The sequence below is a fragment of the Streptomyces sp. CHD11 genome (assembly GCF_018638295.1).
Lineage (GTDB): Bacteria > Actinomycetota > Actinomycetes > Streptomycetales > Streptomycetaceae > Streptomyces.
Genome location: NZ_JABTTS010000033.1, coordinates 74,154 through 88,937 on the forward strand (window position 1 = coordinate 74,154; position 14,784 = coordinate 88,937).

Below are 14,784 nucleotides of genomic sequence, written 5' to 3' on the forward strand. Positions count from 1 at the left end.
GGCGCCGCCAGATCATCTCCGGCCCCAGCCGTAGCCCCAGCGCGATGGCGCACAGCACCGCCACGGAGCCGGGGACGGCTACGAGCACCCCGTGGGTCGTGCTGTCCCCGTCCGGGAGGAAGAGCCTGACCTTCCGGCCGTCCCGCCCGTCCCGCCGACGACCGGGCGGGACGGGCGGGACGGGCGGGACGGGCGGTATGCCAGCCGTTCGGCCGGTGGACCCGCACGGGGACGGTCCCCGGTGGCCGTTCCTCACCGGCTCAGCCGCTGGAACCTCCGTACCGCCAGCGGCAGGAAGACCGCCGTCAGGACGAGGGGCCAGACGCCCGCCATCAGCAGCGCGTGCTGCTCCACCCAGGAGTCCCCGTTCCCGACCGGGGTGCCGAAGAGGTCGCGGGCCGCCGCCGCCGTGGAGGAGATCGGGTTCCAGGCGGCCACCCAGCCCAGCCAGTCGGGCATCAGCTGCGGGGCGACGAAGATGCTGGAGATCATCGTCAGCGGGAAGGCGACCGCGAACAGTCCGCCGGCGGCCTCGGGGTTGGGCACCAGCAGGCCCAGCCAGACACCGAGCCAGATCAGCGAGAACCGCAGCCACAGCAGCAGTCCGAACGCCGCCAGGAAACCCCAGCCGCCGTCCGGCCGCCAGCCCATCGCCAGGGCGGTCAGCATGAGGATGCCCAACTCCGCGCAGGCGACGATCAGATCGGTCACCCCACGTCCGGCCACCACCGCGGAGGGGGCCATCGGCATCGAGCGGAAGCGGTCGATGACACCCTTGGTGGAGTCGTAGACGACCACGGTCGCCGTGTTGATGAAGCCGAACGCCATCGTCATGACGAACATGCCCGGCATCAGGAAGTCCTTGTAGTCCCCGCCGCCCGGCACCCTCATCGCGCTGCCGAAGACATAGCCGTAGAGGAGGACGGAGAGGATCGGGAAGCCCAGCTGCCAGGCGATGTTGACCGGCTGGCGCCGGTAGTGGGTCAGGCCGCGGCGGACGATGTTCCAGCAGTCCGCCAGGGCCCAGTACGCGCGGCCGCGGGTGGCCGGTCCGGTCAGGTCGAGCGCGCTCATACGGCCGTCTTCTCCTTCTCCGTGCGGTGTCCGGTCAGGCGCAGGAACACGTCGTCGAGGCTGGGCCTGCGCAGCCCGATGTCCTCCACCCGTACGCCCTCGTCCTGGAGGGCGCGGGCGACGTCCGTCAGCGCGGCCACCCGGTCGGTGACGGGGGCGTGCACCCGCAACTCGGTCTCGTCGGACTCGGGTTCGCCCTCCGCGACCCGGGCGACCACCTTCACCACGCGCGGGATCTCCGACCGTTCGGCGACCACCACCTCGATACGGTCACCGCCGACCAGGTTCTTCAGCCCGTCCGGGGTGTCGTCCGCGATGGACCTGCCCTGGTCGATCACGGTGATCCGGGAGGCGAGCCGGTCGGCCTCCTCCAGGTACTGCGTGGTCAGCAGCACGGTCGTGCCGCCGGCCACCAACGCCCGTACGGAGTCCCAGACTTCACCCCGGCTGCGCGGGTCCAGGCCCGTGGTCGGCTCGTCCAGGAACAGCACGGCCGGCGCGAGGATCATCGAGGCCGCGAGGTCCAGGCGGCGCCGCATGCCGCCGCTGTAGTCGCCCACGCCCTTGTCGGCGGCGCCGGTCAGGTCGAACTGCTCCAGCAGCTCGGTGGCCCGCGCCCCGGCGCGCCGGCCGCCGAAGTGGAACAGCCTGCCGAACATCTCCAGGTTCTGCCGCCCGGTGAGCACCTCGTCCACCGCCGCGTACTGGCCGGTGAGGCCGATCCGCGCCCGCACCTCGCGCGCGCTCCGGGCGACGTCGAGCCCGGCCACCGTGGCCCGGCCGCCGTCGAGCCGGATCAGGGTCGACAGGATGCGCACGGCGGTGGTCTTGCCGGCGCCGTTCGGCCCGAGCAGCCCGTGCACCGTGCCGGTCCGGACGGTGAGGTCGAAGCCGTCGAGGGCGCGCTTCTCGCCGTAGCGCTTCTCCAGCCCTTCGGCACGGACCGCGCAGCCGTCGTCGTACTCGTTCATGGGGGTCCCCCTTCCAATAACTGGGTACAGCGTACCCGATTGCGCGTACACCGTACTCAGTTGTTGCGCCCGGTCCTAGACTGACCTCATGAGCAGCGGCAGGAGCGGTACCGAGACCAGCGGCAGCGGCGACATCGCCCGCACCCTCGACCTGCTGTGGGACACCGGGCCACGGCCCAGCCGCGGGCCGAAACCGGGCCTGACGCTGGACCGCATCGTGGAGACCGCGATCGAGGTCGCCGACCGGGACGGGATCGGCGCGCTCTCGATGCGCCGCATCGCCACGGAACTCGGCACCGGCACGATGTCCCTGTACCGCTACGTCCCCGGCAAGGGCGAGCTGCTCGACCTGATGCTGGACCGGGTCCAGCGGCCCTCGGAGAACCCGGCGGACCTCGGTGACGGCGGCTGGCGCGCGGCGCTGGAGGCGCTGGGGAGGGCCGCCCTCGCCCTGTACCGCCGGCACCCCTGGCTGCTGGAGGTCAACCAGTCCCGTCCGATCCTCGGGCCGGGCGCGCTGGACGGCATGGAGAGGGTGCTCGCCCGGATCAAGCCCATGGGCCTGTCCGACCCGGAGCTGCTGTCGGCGATCACCATGATCGACGGGTACGTCGTCGGGGCCGCCCGTACGCAGGTGTACCAGCTGGAGGCGGAGCGCACCTCCGGACTGACGGACGCGCAGTTCTGGCAGGCGCAGCAGCCGGCCCTGGAGAAGGCGATGAACAGCGGGCGCTATCCCGTCCTGGCCGGGCTCTCGGAGGACACCTTCGGCCCCGACTTCGACCACTTCGAGTTCGGACTCCAGCGCATCCTGGACGGCCTCGAGGGGTTCGTCACCCGGCGGACGGCGGAGCGGGCGGCCGCGGACACGTCCTGAACAGCCTCCGCGCGCCGCCCGGTTCAGCTCCGGCGGCGCCGCCGGGTCAGCCCGAACAGGATCGCGACGACGACGGCCACGGCGACAGCGCCCCCGAGCTTGACGTCGTCCCCGCTCTCCGCCCCCGCGGCGTCCTTCCCGTCCTCCGCGCGGGCGCCCTTCCCGCCACCGCCCCCGCTCTCACCGGCGCCCGGCGCCTCGCGCGACTCGACCGGGCTCCCGGAGCCCTCGCTGCCGAACATCAGCCGGGAGCCGTCGGCGGAGTAGGTCACGGACTCCCCCTGCCCCTGGAGCGGCACGCTCAGCCGGTCCACACGCTGGATTTTCCCGCCGTTCCAGGTGTAGTGGATACCGCCGAAGTAGCCGCGCACCGCCAGCCGTTGCCCGTCCGGGGAGAGCGCGGCGTCGGTGGCCCACAGCTCGACCGGGGCGATCGGCCGGAAGACGTTCTCGCCGGACGCGGAGAGCTTCTCGGGCCCCTCGTAGAGATGCCCGCCCTCCTCCTTCTTGTCGACGATGTAGACGCGCCCGGTCTTCGGGTGCACGACCATCGACTCCGCGTCCCGGGGCCCGTCGGAGTACTTCACGACGTACTGCGTGGCCCGCACGGTCGCGTCCCGCAGCTTCTTCGGCTCGGGCAGTTCGTAGATCCAGACGTACGGCCAGGTGCCGCCGAGGTTGTCCCCGATGTCCCCGACGAAGATCCTGTCGCCGGGCCCGATGGAGATGGCCTCGACGTCGCGGGGCGCGCCGATACCGGTGAGGGTGAGCCGGGCGACGGTCTCGCCGGTCGCGCTGTCGACGGCGTAGAGGTAGGGGCCGTCGTCGCTGTCGTTGTGGGTCCAGTAGATGCCCGGGTGCTGCCGGGAGGCGGCGAGCCCGCTGGACTCGGTGATGCGCGGGTCGTCGATCGAGAACCCGTCGTTTCCGTCGCCGCTTGCGGCTGCGGAGGCGGGGACGGCGAGCACGCCCGTGAGAAGGGCCGCGGCGAGCAGGACGAAAGGTCGGCGCATGTGCCAAGGGTGCCATTGTTCAGCGGACTTCACGGCGGGTGGCCGGTCTCACATCGCGACGGCCCGGCCGATCGACCATGATGAGCGGGTGCTCAGGTTGATGCCCGTAGGTGACTCCATGACGATCGGGAGCGCGGGTGAACACACCTGGCGCTACCGGCTGTGGCAGCACCTGTGCGCGGCGTACGGCGGCCCCTTCACCCTGGTGGGCCCGCGCGAGACGCTGCACGACCCGGCGGCGGACGCCCCCACGTCCTACGCGTACGCCGATCCGGACTTCCCCCGCGCCCATCTCGCCGGCTGGGGCGAGGGCTGGCACCATATGACCCCGCTGATCGGCGAGGCCGTACGCTCCTGCCGCGCGGACGTGCTGCTGGTCTCGCTGGGTCTGATCGACCTCGGCTTCTACACCAACGCGGAGCAGACGGCCGACAACGTCCGCGCGTTCGTCGCCGAGGCGAGGGCCGCCGCGCCGCGCATCCGCATCGCCGTCATGCCGGTGGTCCGCAACATCCGGGTGGAGGCGGACGATTCCTTCGCCGGGCAGGTCACCCGCTTCAACGAACTTCTCGCGAAGACCGTCGCCGACCTCGACGAACCGGGCTCCTCCCTGGTGCTCGTCCCGCCCCCGGCCTCGTACGACTTCCACACGGACACCTACGACGGCACCCACCCCAACGAGACCGGCGAACACAGAATCGCGGGCGCGTTCGCGGAGGCGATGTGGCGGGAGTGGGACCTGGGCGGGCCGTACGACGGGGCGGAGTGACCGTCCCGCCCGTCCGGCATATGCGGTCGGCACCGTGACCTGCTCACCGTGCGTATCGTTGTACCGCGCGGCCGCACTCGTCCGTGGGCGGCCGGGGAGGAGCGCGCCACGATGACCGTCCTTGACGACAGGATCGCGATGGCCGAGAGCGACAACACCCAGAGCTTGGACGAGTGGTTCGAGCGGCTGGAGCGGATGCCCGTCCCCGAAGGGTTCAAAGTCGAGATCGTCGGGGGCACCGTCTACATGACACCGCAGCGTGACACCCATTGGACCATCATCTTCAAGATGGCGATGGCCGTTGAAGCCCGGTTCGGGAAGGACGCCCTGGTGTTCTCGGACGTCCGAATCGACTTCCCGGGGCACGAGAACGGCCTCTGTCCCGACGTGGCCGTGCTCCGTGCCTCCGCGGAGAAGGACGAGGGAAACCACTGGCGCTACGAGGACGTCAGGTTCGTCTTCGAGGTGATCTCCGAGGGCACGGCCGCCAACGACTACGGTCCGAAGAAGACCGCCTACGCGACCGCCGAGGTCCCTCTCTACGTCATCGCCGACCCCTATCAGGGCCGCTGCTACGTCTACACCGACCCCAAGGACGGCGACTACGTCACGAGGACGAGGGTGGACTTCGGCGACGACATCGATCTGACCGGCACCGTGGCCGACCTGACCGTGCCCACCGGCGACTTCCCCCGGGACCGGCCCCTCTTGCATGGAGCGCACTCCAAGCCGTTGGCTTGATGAACATGAAGTACACGCAGCTCGGACGCACAGGTCTCAAGGTCAGCCGGCTCGTCCTCGGGACGATGAACTTCGGTCCGCAGACCGACGAGCCCCACAGTCACGCCATCATGGACGCGGCGCTGGACGCCGGGATCAACTTCGTCGACACGGCCAACGTCTATGGCTGGGGCGAGAACAAGGGCCGCACCGAGAGCATCATCGGCAGCTGGTTCGCGAAGGGCGGCGGGCGCCGCGACAAGGTGGTCCTCGCCACCAAGGTGTACGGGAACATGGCCGCCGACGGCGAGGCCTGGCCCAACCACGACAAACTGTCCGCGGTGAACATCCGGCGCGCGGTCGATGCCTCGCTGAAGCGGCTGGGCACCGACTACATCGACGTCTACCAGTTCCACCACATCGACCGGCAGACTCCGTTCGAGGAGATCTGGCAGGCGATCGACGTCCTGATCCAGCAGGGCAAGATCCATTACGTCGGCTCCTCGAACTTCCCCGGCTACAAGATCGCGCAGGCGAACGAGATCGCCGCCCGGCGCGGCGGGACCATCGGCCTGGTCAGTGAGCAGTGCCTCTACAACCTCGCCGAGCGCCGCGCCGAGATGGAGATCATCCCGGCCGCGCAGGAGTACGGGCTCGGGGTCATCCCCTGGTCGCCGCTGCACGGCGGTCTGCTGGGCGGGGTCATCAAGAAGGAGGCCGAGGGCGGCCGCCGCGCCTCCGGCCGGGCCGCCGACACGCTCTCCGATCCGGCCGCGCGCGACCGGATCCAGGCCTACGAGGACCTTCTCGAGAAGCACGGCATCGAGCCCGGTGAGGCCGGACTGGCCTGGCTGCTCACCCGGCCCGGGGTGACCGGCCCGATCGTCGGTCCGCGCACCGCCGGGCAGCTCGCGTCCGCGCTGCGTGCGGTGGAGCTGGAGCTGAGCGAGGAACTGCTGACCTCGCTGGACGAGATCTTCCCGGGGCCGGGTCCGTCCCCCGAGGCCTTCGCCTGGTAGCAGCGCGCGCGGCGGCCGGCGGCGGCGCTACCCGCCCAGCGCCGCCGCCAGCGCCACGACGACGAACATCAGTACGAGCGCACCGGCCATGATCCGGTTCCGGGTCTTCGGGTCCACGCCTGTGAGCCTAACCGGCCGCGCCCAGGGCCCGGCGGGCGACCGCCTCGTAACGGGGCTGCTCGCCCGGCACCCCGGACGTCGGCAGGCGGCTGAGCACCAGCACCAGCTCGTCCACGGTCCAGGGACGGCCACGGAAGCCGTGCAGGGCGTCGAGGTACGGCCGTACGTCGACGGCGTCCCGGCTGCGGGCCACCGTCAGATGGGCCCGGTAGCGCCGGTGGTCCTCCCTCCCCACCCCGGCCTTCCGGGCCGCGGCCCCCGCGCGCCCGGCCAGCAGCCGCATCGTGCGCAGGTCCCCCGCGGCCCCGGCCCACAGCGCCCTGCCGTGCCCGAACTGGCCCCCGCCGTGCAGGGCCAGCTCGAAGGGGTGCGTGCGGGCCGCGGCCCGCGCCAGCCGGTCGGTCAGTTCCGGTACCAGCCCGTCGTCGACCTCCCCGTAGAACGCGAGCGTGAAGTGCCATCCGGCCCGCCCGGTCCACCGCATCCCGTCGGCCCCGGGCAGCTTCCGCAGCCGCCCGACCACGTCGGCGAGCTCCTGGACCACGTCCTCGGGCGGCAGCACGGCGGCGAAGAGTCTCATGGGTCCAGTCTCACAGGGGAACGTCCGTACACTCCCGCGTGTCCTGGCCGCCGTGCGTATCGTTGTACCGCGCGGCTGTACGCAATCGAGCGGCGGCCGGGGAGGAGCGCCACGATGACCGTCCTCGAAGACAGGATCGCGATGGCCGACAGCGGCGGCGACGAGCTCACACTCGACATGATGTTCGAGTGGCTGGAGAAGATGCCCATCCCCGAGGGTTACAGGACCGAGATCGTCGGGGGGCACATCTTCATGGCACCGCAGCGGGACACCCACTGGGAGATCATCGCGGACCTCTACGACCAGCTGCGCGTGAAGTACCCGCGCAAGCGGGTCAAGTCCGATGTCCGCATCGACTACCCGGGACACCTCAACGGCTTCGCCTCCGACGTGACTCTGCTGGCCGAGGGCGCGACGAAGAACGGCAAGGGGCTGTGGCGCTTCGAGGAGGTCGAGTTCGTCGCCGAGGTGATCTCCAGGAAGACCGCGGCCAACGACTACGGACCGAAGAAGGACACCTACGCCGCCGCCGGCGTGCCGGTGTACCTGATCGCCGACCCGTACACCGGCGAGTGGCACCTGCACACGCTGCCGAAGGACGGGAAGTACCACGGCAACGCGCGCTTCGACTTCGGCATCGAGATCGATCTGACCAGGACGGTCGTCGGTCTCGTCCTCAAGACGGACGAGTTCCCCCGCGGCTGACCGCGACCCGGACGGCCCTCACCCCGCCGGGGCCAGGGCCTTCTGACGCTCCCGCGGCACGAACCGCACACTCGGGTGGCCGCCGTGCCAGCAGAGCGACAGCCGCAGGCCGCCGACCCTGGCCAGGACGAGGCCGATGACGGACGCCGCGGCCATCGCTATCGCGCCGCCGGTGGCGAAGCCGACGCGGGCGCCGTAGGTGTCGGTGATCCAGCCGACGATCGGGGCGCCGACCGGGGCGCCGCCGAGGAAGACCATCATGTAGAGGGCCATGACACGGCCGCGCATGACCGGGTCGGTGGCCATCTGAAGGCTGGTGTTGGTGGTGACGTTGACCGTCATCGAGAACAGGCCCAGCGGCACCATGATCAGGGCGAACATCCACAGCCGGGGCGAGGCGGCGGCCACGATCTCCAGCGCGCCGAAGGCCATCGCGGCCAGGATCAGCAGCCGCAGCCGGGCCGTGCCGCGACGGGCGGCGAGCAGGGCGCCGGAGACCGAGCCGACCGCCATCAGCGTGTTGAACAGGCTGTAGGCCCCTGCGCCGCCGTCGAAGACGTCGTCGGCGAAGGCCGAGAGGTAGACCGGGAAGTTGAAGGCGAAGGTGCCGATGAACCCGACCAGCACGATCGGCCAGAGCAGCTCGGGCCGTCCGCTGACGTAGCGCAGGCCCTCCCGCAGTTGTCCCTTGCCGCGCGGAGCGCGCTCCACGGCGTGCAGGTCGCGGGCGCGCATCATCATCAGGCAGGCCAGCGGGGCGACGAAGGAGAGGCCGTTGAGGAGGAACGCCCAGCCGGTGCCGACGCCGGTGATCAGCAGGCCCGCGACGGCGGGGCCGACCAGGCGGGCGGACTGGAAGTTCGCGGAGTTCAGGCTGACCGCGTTCTGCAGATGGCCGCGGCCGACGAGCTCGGAGACGAAGGCCTGGCGGGCGGGATTGTCGACGACCGTGGCGAGGCCGAGGGCGAAGGCGGCGACGTAGATGTGCCAGACCTCGACCCGGCCGGTCAGGGTGAGGACGGCGAGCGCGAGCGCGGTGACGGCCATCGCCGACTGGGTGACGATGAGGGTGGGCCGCTTGCTCAGCCGGTCGGCGAGGACACCGCCGTACAGGCCGAAGAGCAGCATCGGCAGGAACTGCAGGGCGGTGGTGATACCGACGGCGACCGAGGAGCCGGTGAGGCTGAGCACCAGCCAGTCCTGGGCGATGCGCTGCATCCAGGTGCCGATGTTGGAGACGACCTGGCCGAGGAAGAACAGGCGGTAGTTCCTGATCCTCAGCGAGGAGAACATCGAGTTCTTGCGGGCGGGGGTGTCGAGGGCGGTCGGGGTGTCGTAGGGGTCAGGTGCGGGGGCGGAAGCTGCTCCGGATCCCGTACTCAAAGATGTCGCCTCCTTGCTACGGCCACTGCCCGCGGCGCTGCTGCCTGCTCGGGCACTCAGGTACTGCTGGTACTGCTGGTACTGCTGGTACTGCTGGTACTGCTGGTACTGCTGCTACTGCTGTTACTGCAGGTGCTTCAAGTGCTCAGATGTGTGCGAGTTTCTCCAGCACGGGGGCGGCGGCGCGCAGTGTCGCCCACTCGTCCTCGTCGAGGTCCGCCACCAGCGTCGCGAGGAACACGTTCCGTTTGCGGCGGCTCTCCTCCAGCATCGCCTCGGCCTGCTCGGTCTGCGTGACGACCTTCTGGCGGCGGTCGTCGGGGTGCGGCTCCAGGCGGACGAGTCCCTTGGCCTCCAGCAGGGCCACGATGCGGGTCATCGAGGGTGGCTGGACGTGTTCCTTGCGGGCGAGCTCGCCCGGGGTGGCCCGGCCGCAGCGGGCCAGGGTGCCCAGCACCGACATCTCGGTGGGGCTCAGGGATTCGTCGACGCGCTGATGCTTGAGCCGACGGGACAGCCGCATCACGGCGGAGCGGAGGGCGTTCACGGCGGCTGCGTCGTCGCCATGGCTGAAGTCCGGCATGTTCTTTAGCGTAACTCATTACCCTTTCTAAAGAACACCCGGAGGACGCCACATCTGCGGTGAGACCTGCCACTCCTGTCACGAGAGATCACCCGTACGAGTGATCCGGCCAGGAAACACGACACACCGCACCCCGGTATGCGGCAACGCTCGTGCCCATGGGGACCGACGTGCTCAGCCTGCGCATGGATCACGAACTGCTCGAACGGCTCCGGGAGCATGCCGCCAGACGCGGCATGAGCGTGCAGGACTATGTCGTCCGGACGCTCATGCGCGATGACTTCGACCAGCGGTTCCAGGCGGCGGTCGAGGAGACGGAGAAGTTCTACGGGGTCCCCTGAGGGGCCGGACCCCGTCAGGTCAGACCCAGGGCCGGCATCAGGTAGTAGAAGGCGAAGACGGCCGCCACCGCGTACATCGCCGACGGGACCTCCCGGCCGCGGCCGGCTGCCAGGCGCAGCACCGCGAAGGTGATGAAGCCCATGCCGATGCCGTTGGTGATCGAGTAGGTGAACGGCATCATCAGCATCGTCACGAAGGCCGGGACGGCGATGGTGTAGTCCGCCCAGTCGATCTCCTTGACCGAGCCCGCCAGGATCAGGAAGCCCACCGCCACCAGCGCCGGGGTGGCCGCCTGGGACGGCACCATGGTGGCGACGGGCGTGAGGAACAGCGCCACGGCGAAGAGGCCGCCGGTGACGACGTTGGCGAAGCCGGTCCGCGCGCCCTCGCCGACGCCGGCCGTGGACTCCACGAACGCGGTGGTGGCCGAGGAGGAGCTGGCGCCGCCCGCGGCGACCGCGACCCCGTCGATGAACAGGACCTTGCTGATGCCGGGCATCTGGCCCTCGCCGTCGGTCAGCTTGGCCTCGTCCGAGACACCCATGATCGTGCCCATCGCGTCGAAGAAGCACGACAGCAGCACGGTGAAGACGAACAGGACGCCGGTCAGCACACCGACCTCGGCGAAGCCGCCGAACAGGCTGACCTCACCGATCAGCCCGAAGTCGGGGGTGGCGACCGGGTTGCCGGGCCAGGTGGGCGTGGTCAGACCCCAGGAGGGGACGTCCGCGACGGCGTCGACGACCAGCGCGACGACGGTCATGGCGACGATCGAGACGAGGATCGCGCCGGGCATCCTGCGCACGATCAGCGCCAGCGTGAGCAGCGTGCCGAGGACGAAGACGAGGACGGGCCAGCCGTCGAGGTGGCCGCCGGCCCCGAGCTGGAGCGGGACGGTGGTCCGGGCGGCGTCCGGGATGCGGGCGACGAAGCCGGAGTCGACCAGGCCGATCAGCATGATGAACAGGCCGATACCGATGGCGATGGCCTTGCGCAGTCCGTACGGGACGGCGTTCATCACGCGCTCGCGCAGTCCGGTGGCGACCAGGAGCATCACGATGAAGCCGGCCAGCACCACCATGCCCATGGCGTCCGGCCACGACATGCGCGGGGCGAGCTGGAGGGCCACCACCGAGTTCACACCGAGTCCGGCGGCGAGCGCGATCGGGACGTTGCCGATGACACCCATGAGCAGCGTGGTGAACGCCGCGGTCAGGGCGGTCGCGGTGACCAGCTGGCCGTTGTCGAGCTGGTGACCGTACAGGTCCTTCGCGCTGCCCAGGATGATCGGGTTCAGCACGATGATGTAGGCCATCGCGAAGAAGGTGGCGAAACCGCCGCGGACCTCGCGGGACAGGGTGCTGCCGCGCTCGCTGATCCGGAAGTAGCTGTCGAGGGCGCCGGAGCCGGCACCGGACCCCGGTTGCTCGGGGGTGGGGGCCTTGGCGGGGGCCGACGTGGACATGCGAGGACCTCATCACCGGCGGGCTCCCCCCGAAGCCCTTTGGTGTTTTCTACGAAGGAAAGCGGTCAGGGACAAACAGATTCAGTATGAACATATAACGGTGCCGAAGCTATCTCCGCGCGTAGAACACGGAGCCGCGCCCGGCCGGATTCCGCCGTACGCGCCGCACGCACCGACCGGACACCGCTCCCGTGCACCGCCCCCGACGCACCTCACGCGTCCGGTCCGCCGGCCGCCCTCGTAAGCTGTCCGTATGGCGAAGTGGACCCCCCAGCACGAGGCGCCGGAGCCCCTGGAGGGCCCCGTGGTCGCCACCATCACCGGCGGCACGATCGTCTGGTTCGCCCTGCTCCTGGTGCAGCTGCCGTTCTACGGGTGGTTCGACGAGCACGGTCACACCTGGTGGCTGTGGACCTGTCTGGCCGGCGGCGGGCTCGGCTTCATCGGCATCTGGTACGTCCGCAGGCGCGACGCCGCGATCAAGCGGGCGGAGACCGCCCGGCCGGACTGAGGCGGGGCGGGGCGGGGCGGGGCGGGGCGGCGGAGTCAACTCCCGCGCGGTCCACCGCCGTACGACCACGGCACTACGCCCGTCCCGGTGACCGTCCTCCCCAGGTCGGAACTTCGGCCGTTCGAGTGGGTGCGGCCACGGGTCCGCACGTAACGTCGAATGCATGACGCATCTCGATGCGGGCGCCCGGGCCGACACCGCGCTCCCCGCCACGGTCACCTCTCCGGCGACCGGGCTGAACTCCGCGGAAGTGGCCGACCGGGTGGCGCGCGGCCAGGTCAACGACGTGCCCGTGCGCAGCAGCCGCTCGCTGACCGAGATCGTCCGTGCGAACGTGTTCACCCGGTTCAACGCGATCATCGGCGTGCTCTGGGTGATCATGCTGATCGTCGCGCCGATCCAGGACAGCCTGTTCGGCTTCGTGATCCTCGCCAACACCGGCATCGGGATCATCCAGGAGTGGCGGGCGAAGAAGACCCTGGACTCCCTGGCGGTGATTGGCGAGGTACGGCCCACGGTGCGCCGTGACGGGGTGGCGGCGCGGGTCGGCACCTCCGAGATCGTGCTGGACGACCTGATCGAGATCGGGCCGGGTGACAAGGTCGTCGTCGACGGGGTGTGCGCCGGGGCGGACGGCCTGGAGATCGACGAGTCGCTGCTCACCGGTGAGGCCGATCCCGTGGTGAAGCAGCCCGGGGACCAGGTCATGTCGGGCAGTTTCGTCGTCGCGGGCGGCGGCTCCTTCCAGGCGACCAGGGTGGGGCGCGAGGCCTACGCGGCGCAGCTCGCCGAGGAGGCGTCCCGCTTCACCCTCGTCCACTCCGAGCTGCGCAGCGGCATCTCCACGATCCTCAAGTACGTGACGTGGATGATGATCCCGACCGCGATCGGTCTGGTCATCAGCCAGCTGGTGGTCAAGGACAACGAGCTGAAGGACTCGATCGCCCGCACGGTCGGCGGGATCGTGCCGATGGTCCCCGAGGGGCTGGTGCTGCTGACCTCCGTCGCCTTCGCGATCGGCGTGATCCGGCTGGGCCGCAAGCAGTGCCTGGTGCAGGAACTGCCCGCCATCGAAGGGCTGGCCCGGGTCGACACGGTCTGCCTGGACAAGACCGGCACCCTCACCGAGGGCGGCATGAACGTCACCGAGCTGCGGGTCCTGGGGGACGGGGACGAGACGTACCTGCGCAAGGTGCTGGGAGAGCTCGGCTCGGCGGACCCCCGCCCGAACGCCTCCCTGCAGGCCCTGATCGACGCGTTCCCGGACACCACCGAGTGGCGCCTGACCGACACGCTGCCCTTCTCCTCCACCCGCAAGTACAGCGGCGCGACGTTCGAGGAGGTGGCGGGCGGGGAGACCGTGACCTGGCTGCTGGGCGCCCCGGACGTGCTGCTGGAGCCCGGCGACCCGGCGCTGGCCGAGACCGGGCGGATGAACGAGCAGGGGCTGCGGGTGCTGCTGCTCGCCCGGGTCCGTCCCGGGCCGGACGTCGACGACCCCGCCGCCGCGACGGGCGTACGGCCGGCCGCGCTGGTGGTGCTCGAGCAGCGGCTGCGGCCCGACGCCGCCGACACGCTGCGCTACTTCGCCGAGCAGGACGTCCGCGCGAAGGTCATCTCCGGGGACAACGCGGTGTCGGTCGGCGCGGTCGCGTCCAAGCTGGGCCTGTCGGGGACGACGGTGGACGCGCGCCGGCTGCCCGCCGACGCCGGGGGCATGGCGAAGGCGCTGGACGAGGCCACGGTGTTCGGGCGGGTCACCCCGCAGCAGAAGCGGAACATGGTGGGCGCGCTCCAGTCGGACGGCCACACGGTGGCGATGACCGGTGACGGTGTGAACGACGTGCTGGCGCTGAAGGACGCGGACATCGGGGTGGCGATGGGGTCCGGTTCCGAGGCCACCCGGGCGGTCGCGCAGATCGTGCTGCTGAACAACAGCTTCGCCACGCTGCCGTCGGTGGTGGCGGAGGGGCGGAGGGTGATCGGCAACATCACCCGGGTCGCGACGCTGTTCCTGGTGAAGACGGTCTACTCGGTACTGCTGGCGGTGCTGGTGGTGCTCTCACAGGTCGAGTACCCGTTCCTGCCGCGCCATCTGACCCTGCTGTCCACGCTCACCATCGGCGTACCGGCGTTCTTCCTGGCTCTCGCCCCCAACAAGGAACGCGCCCGTCCGTACTTCGTGAAGCGGGTCATGCGGTACGCGATCCCGGGCGGGGTGCTGGCCGCCGCGGCCACCTTCACGACGTATCTGATCGCCCGGGCGCACTACAGCGGTGCGGGCGCGCTGGAGGCGGAGACGAGCGCGGCGACCCTGACCCTGTTCCTGATCTCGATCTGGGTGCTGGCGATCATCGCGCGGCCGTACACCTGGTGGCGTGTCGGACTGGTGGCGGCGATGAGCGGGGCGTTCCTGCTGGTGCTGGTGGTGCCGTGGCTCCAGGACTTCTTCGCGCTGAAGCTGGTGGGCATGACCATGCCGTGGATGGCGGCCGGTATCGCGGCCGTCGCGGCGGGGGTGCTGGAACTGCTGTGGCGGTGGGTGGACCGGCGGTTCCCCGCATAGCGGGGACCGGGGTGCCATCGGGCGCCGCTTGGCGCAGGTGGCACAGGCGAACGGTCGGGTAGCAAAGTGACCAAGTCAGGGAGGTG

General features: G+C 70.5%; 15 protein-coding genes. 8 read left to right on the top strand and 7 right to left on the bottom strand.

Going from position 1 to position 14,784, the window contains the following annotated elements; translation table 11 throughout:
- Positions 1-252: 252 nt before the first annotated feature.
- A complete protein-coding gene (locus HTV45_RS28595; RefSeq protein ID WP_215208785.1) occupies positions 253-1,074 on the bottom strand; it encodes an ABC transporter permease in 822 nt (273 codons plus the stop codon).
- On the bottom strand, positions 1,071-2,045 hold the full coding sequence (locus tag HTV45_RS28600; RefSeq protein WP_215208786.1) for an ATP-binding cassette domain-containing protein: 975 nt from the start codon (positions 2,043-2,045) through the stop codon (positions 1,071-1,073). Before HTV45_RS28600 ends, HTV45_RS28595 begins: the two co-directional genes overlap by 4 nt.
- Positions 2,046-2,133: 88 nt before the next feature.
- Between HTV45_RS28600 and HTV45_RS28605 the strand changes: the two genes are divergently transcribed.
- Positions 2,134-2,922 (top strand): TetR/AcrR family transcriptional regulator, encoded by a 789-nt coding sequence (locus HTV45_RS28605; protein WP_215208787.1) that lies wholly within the window; start codon positions 2,134-2,136, stop codon positions 2,920-2,922.
- Positions 2,923-2,945: 23 nt separating this feature from the next.
- Here the strand turns inward: HTV45_RS28605 and HTV45_RS28610 are convergent, their stop codons facing one another.
- The gene (locus HTV45_RS28610) at positions 2,946-3,935 is read right to left on the bottom strand and encodes a WD40 repeat domain-containing protein (protein ID WP_215208788.1); all 990 of its coding nucleotides are present in this window, start codon (positions 3,933-3,935) and stop codon (positions 2,946-2,948) included.
- An 88-nt stretch (positions 3,936-4,023) separates the two neighbouring features.
- Between HTV45_RS28610 and HTV45_RS28615 the strand changes: the two genes are divergently transcribed.
- From HTV45_RS28615 to HTV45_RS28625, 3 genes are all read left to right on the top strand, one after another.
- The gene (locus HTV45_RS28615; protein WP_215208789.1) at positions 4,024-4,704 is read left to right on the top strand and encodes a GDSL-type esterase/lipase family protein; all 681 of its coding nucleotides are present in this window, start codon (positions 4,024-4,026) and stop codon (positions 4,702-4,704) included.
- Positions 4,705-4,815: 111 nt separating this feature from the next.
- Positions 4,816-5,445 (top strand): Uma2 family endonuclease, encoded by a 630-nt coding sequence (locus HTV45_RS28620; protein ID WP_215208790.1) that lies wholly within the window; start codon positions 4,816-4,818, stop codon positions 5,443-5,445.
- Positions 5,446-5,450: 5 nt separating this feature from the next.
- Positions 5,451-6,443: an aldo/keto reductase gene (locus HTV45_RS28625; RefSeq protein ID WP_215208791.1), complete on the top strand. Its 993-nt coding sequence runs from the start codon at positions 5,451-5,453 to the stop codon at positions 6,441-6,443.
- A gap of 127 nt (positions 6,444-6,570) precedes the next feature.
- Here the strand turns inward: HTV45_RS28625 and thpR are convergent, their stop codons facing one another.
- Positions 6,571-7,143, bottom strand: a complete 573-nt coding sequence (gene thpR / locus HTV45_RS28630; RefSeq protein WP_215208792.1) for an RNA 2',3'-cyclic phosphodiesterase — start codon at positions 7,141-7,143, stop codon at positions 6,571-6,573.
- 114 nt (positions 7,144-7,257) lie between these two features.
- On the opposite strand from thpR, the gene HTV45_RS28635 reads away from it, so the two are divergent.
- Positions 7,258-7,848, top strand: coding sequence for a Uma2 family endonuclease (locus HTV45_RS28635; protein WP_215208793.1), 591 nt, complete (start codon positions 7,258-7,260; stop codon positions 7,846-7,848).
- An 18-nt stretch (positions 7,849-7,866) separates the two neighbouring features.
- Here the strand turns inward: HTV45_RS28635 and HTV45_RS28640 are convergent, their stop codons facing one another.
- Positions 7,867-9,231: an MFS transporter gene (locus HTV45_RS28640; RefSeq protein WP_215208794.1), complete on the bottom strand. Its 1,365-nt coding sequence runs from the start codon at positions 9,229-9,231 to the stop codon at positions 7,867-7,869.
- A gap of 145 nt (positions 9,232-9,376) precedes the next feature.
- Complete coding sequence (locus HTV45_RS28645) at positions 9,377-9,814, bottom strand: MarR family winged helix-turn-helix transcriptional regulator (protein ID WP_215208795.1); 438 nt, start codon at positions 9,812-9,814, stop codon at positions 9,377-9,379.
- Between the two features lie 158 nt (positions 9,815-9,972).
- Here HTV45_RS28645 and HTV45_RS28650 point away from each other — a divergent pair, with 158 nt between their 5' ends.
- Positions 9,973-10,155, top strand: coding sequence for a ribbon-helix-helix protein, CopG family (locus HTV45_RS28650; protein WP_215208796.1), 183 nt, complete (start codon positions 9,973-9,975; stop codon positions 10,153-10,155).
- A gap of 14 nt (positions 10,156-10,169) precedes the next feature.
- Here the strand turns inward: HTV45_RS28650 and HTV45_RS28655 are convergent, their stop codons facing one another.
- Positions 10,170-11,621: an NCS2 family permease gene (locus HTV45_RS28655; protein WP_215208797.1), complete on the bottom strand. Its 1,452-nt coding sequence runs from the start codon at positions 11,619-11,621 to the stop codon at positions 10,170-10,172.
- A 253-nt stretch (positions 11,622-11,874) separates the two neighbouring features.
- On the opposite strand from HTV45_RS28655, the gene HTV45_RS28660 reads away from it, so the two are divergent.
- Both HTV45_RS28660 and HTV45_RS28665 read left to right on the top strand, forming a co-directional pair.
- Positions 11,875-12,132: a DUF2530 domain-containing protein gene (locus tag HTV45_RS28660; RefSeq protein WP_215208798.1), complete on the top strand. Its 258-nt coding sequence runs from the start codon at positions 11,875-11,877 to the stop codon at positions 12,130-12,132.
- Positions 12,133-12,295: 163 nt separating this feature from the next.
- Positions 12,296-14,698 carry an HAD-IC family P-type ATPase gene (locus HTV45_RS28665; RefSeq protein WP_215208799.1) on the top strand — a complete coding sequence of 801 codons (2,403 nt, stop codon included), beginning with the start codon at positions 12,296-12,298 and terminating at the stop codon, positions 14,696-14,698.
- The last annotated feature ends 86 nt before the right edge of the window (positions 14,699-14,784 follow it).

Bases quoted from the DNA above. Each gene is read 5' to 3' on its own strand.
- HTV45_RS28595 (WP_215208785.1), bottom strand. From the start codon at position 1,074: ATGAGCGCGCTCGACCTGACCGGACCGGCCACCCGCGGCCGCGCGTAC.
- HTV45_RS28620 (WP_215208790.1), top strand. From the start codon at position 4,816: ATGACCGTCCTTGACGACAGGATCGCGATGGCCGAGAGCGACAACACC.
- HTV45_RS28610 (WP_215208788.1), bottom strand. From the start codon at position 3,935: ATGCGCCGACCTTTCGTCCTGCTCGCCGCGGCCCTTCTCACGGGCGTG.
- HTV45_RS28655 (WP_215208797.1), bottom strand. From the start codon at position 11,621: ATGTCCACGTCGGCCCCCGCCAAGGCCCCCACCCCCGAGCAACCGGGG.
- HTV45_RS28605 (WP_215208787.1), top strand. From the start codon at position 2,134: ATGAGCAGCGGCAGGAGCGGTACCGAGACCAGCGGCAGCGGCGACATC.
- HTV45_RS28635 (WP_215208793.1), top strand. From the start codon at position 7,258: ATGACCGTCCTCGAAGACAGGATCGCGATGGCCGACAGCGGCGGCGAC.
- HTV45_RS28625 (WP_215208791.1), top strand. From the start codon at position 5,451: ATGAAGTACACGCAGCTCGGACGCACAGGTCTCAAGGTCAGCCGGCTC.
- HTV45_RS28600 (WP_215208786.1), bottom strand. From the start codon at position 2,045: ATGAACGAGTACGACGACGGCTGCGCGGTCCGTGCCGAAGGGCTGGAG.
- thpR (WP_215208792.1), bottom strand. From the start codon at position 7,143: ATGAGACTCTTCGCCGCCGTGCTGCCGCCCGAGGACGTGGTCCAGGAG.
- HTV45_RS28650 (WP_215208796.1), top strand. From the start codon at position 9,973: ATGGGGACCGACGTGCTCAGCCTGCGCATGGATCACGAACTGCTCGAA.
- HTV45_RS28660 (WP_215208798.1), top strand. From the start codon at position 11,875: ATGGCGAAGTGGACCCCCCAGCACGAGGCGCCGGAGCCCCTGGAGGGC.
- HTV45_RS28645 (WP_215208795.1), bottom strand. From the start codon at position 9,814: ATGCCGGACTTCAGCCATGGCGACGACGCAGCCGCCGTGAACGCCCTC.
- HTV45_RS28665 (WP_215208799.1), top strand. From the start codon at position 12,296: ATGACGCATCTCGATGCGGGCGCCCGGGCCGACACCGCGCTCCCCGCC.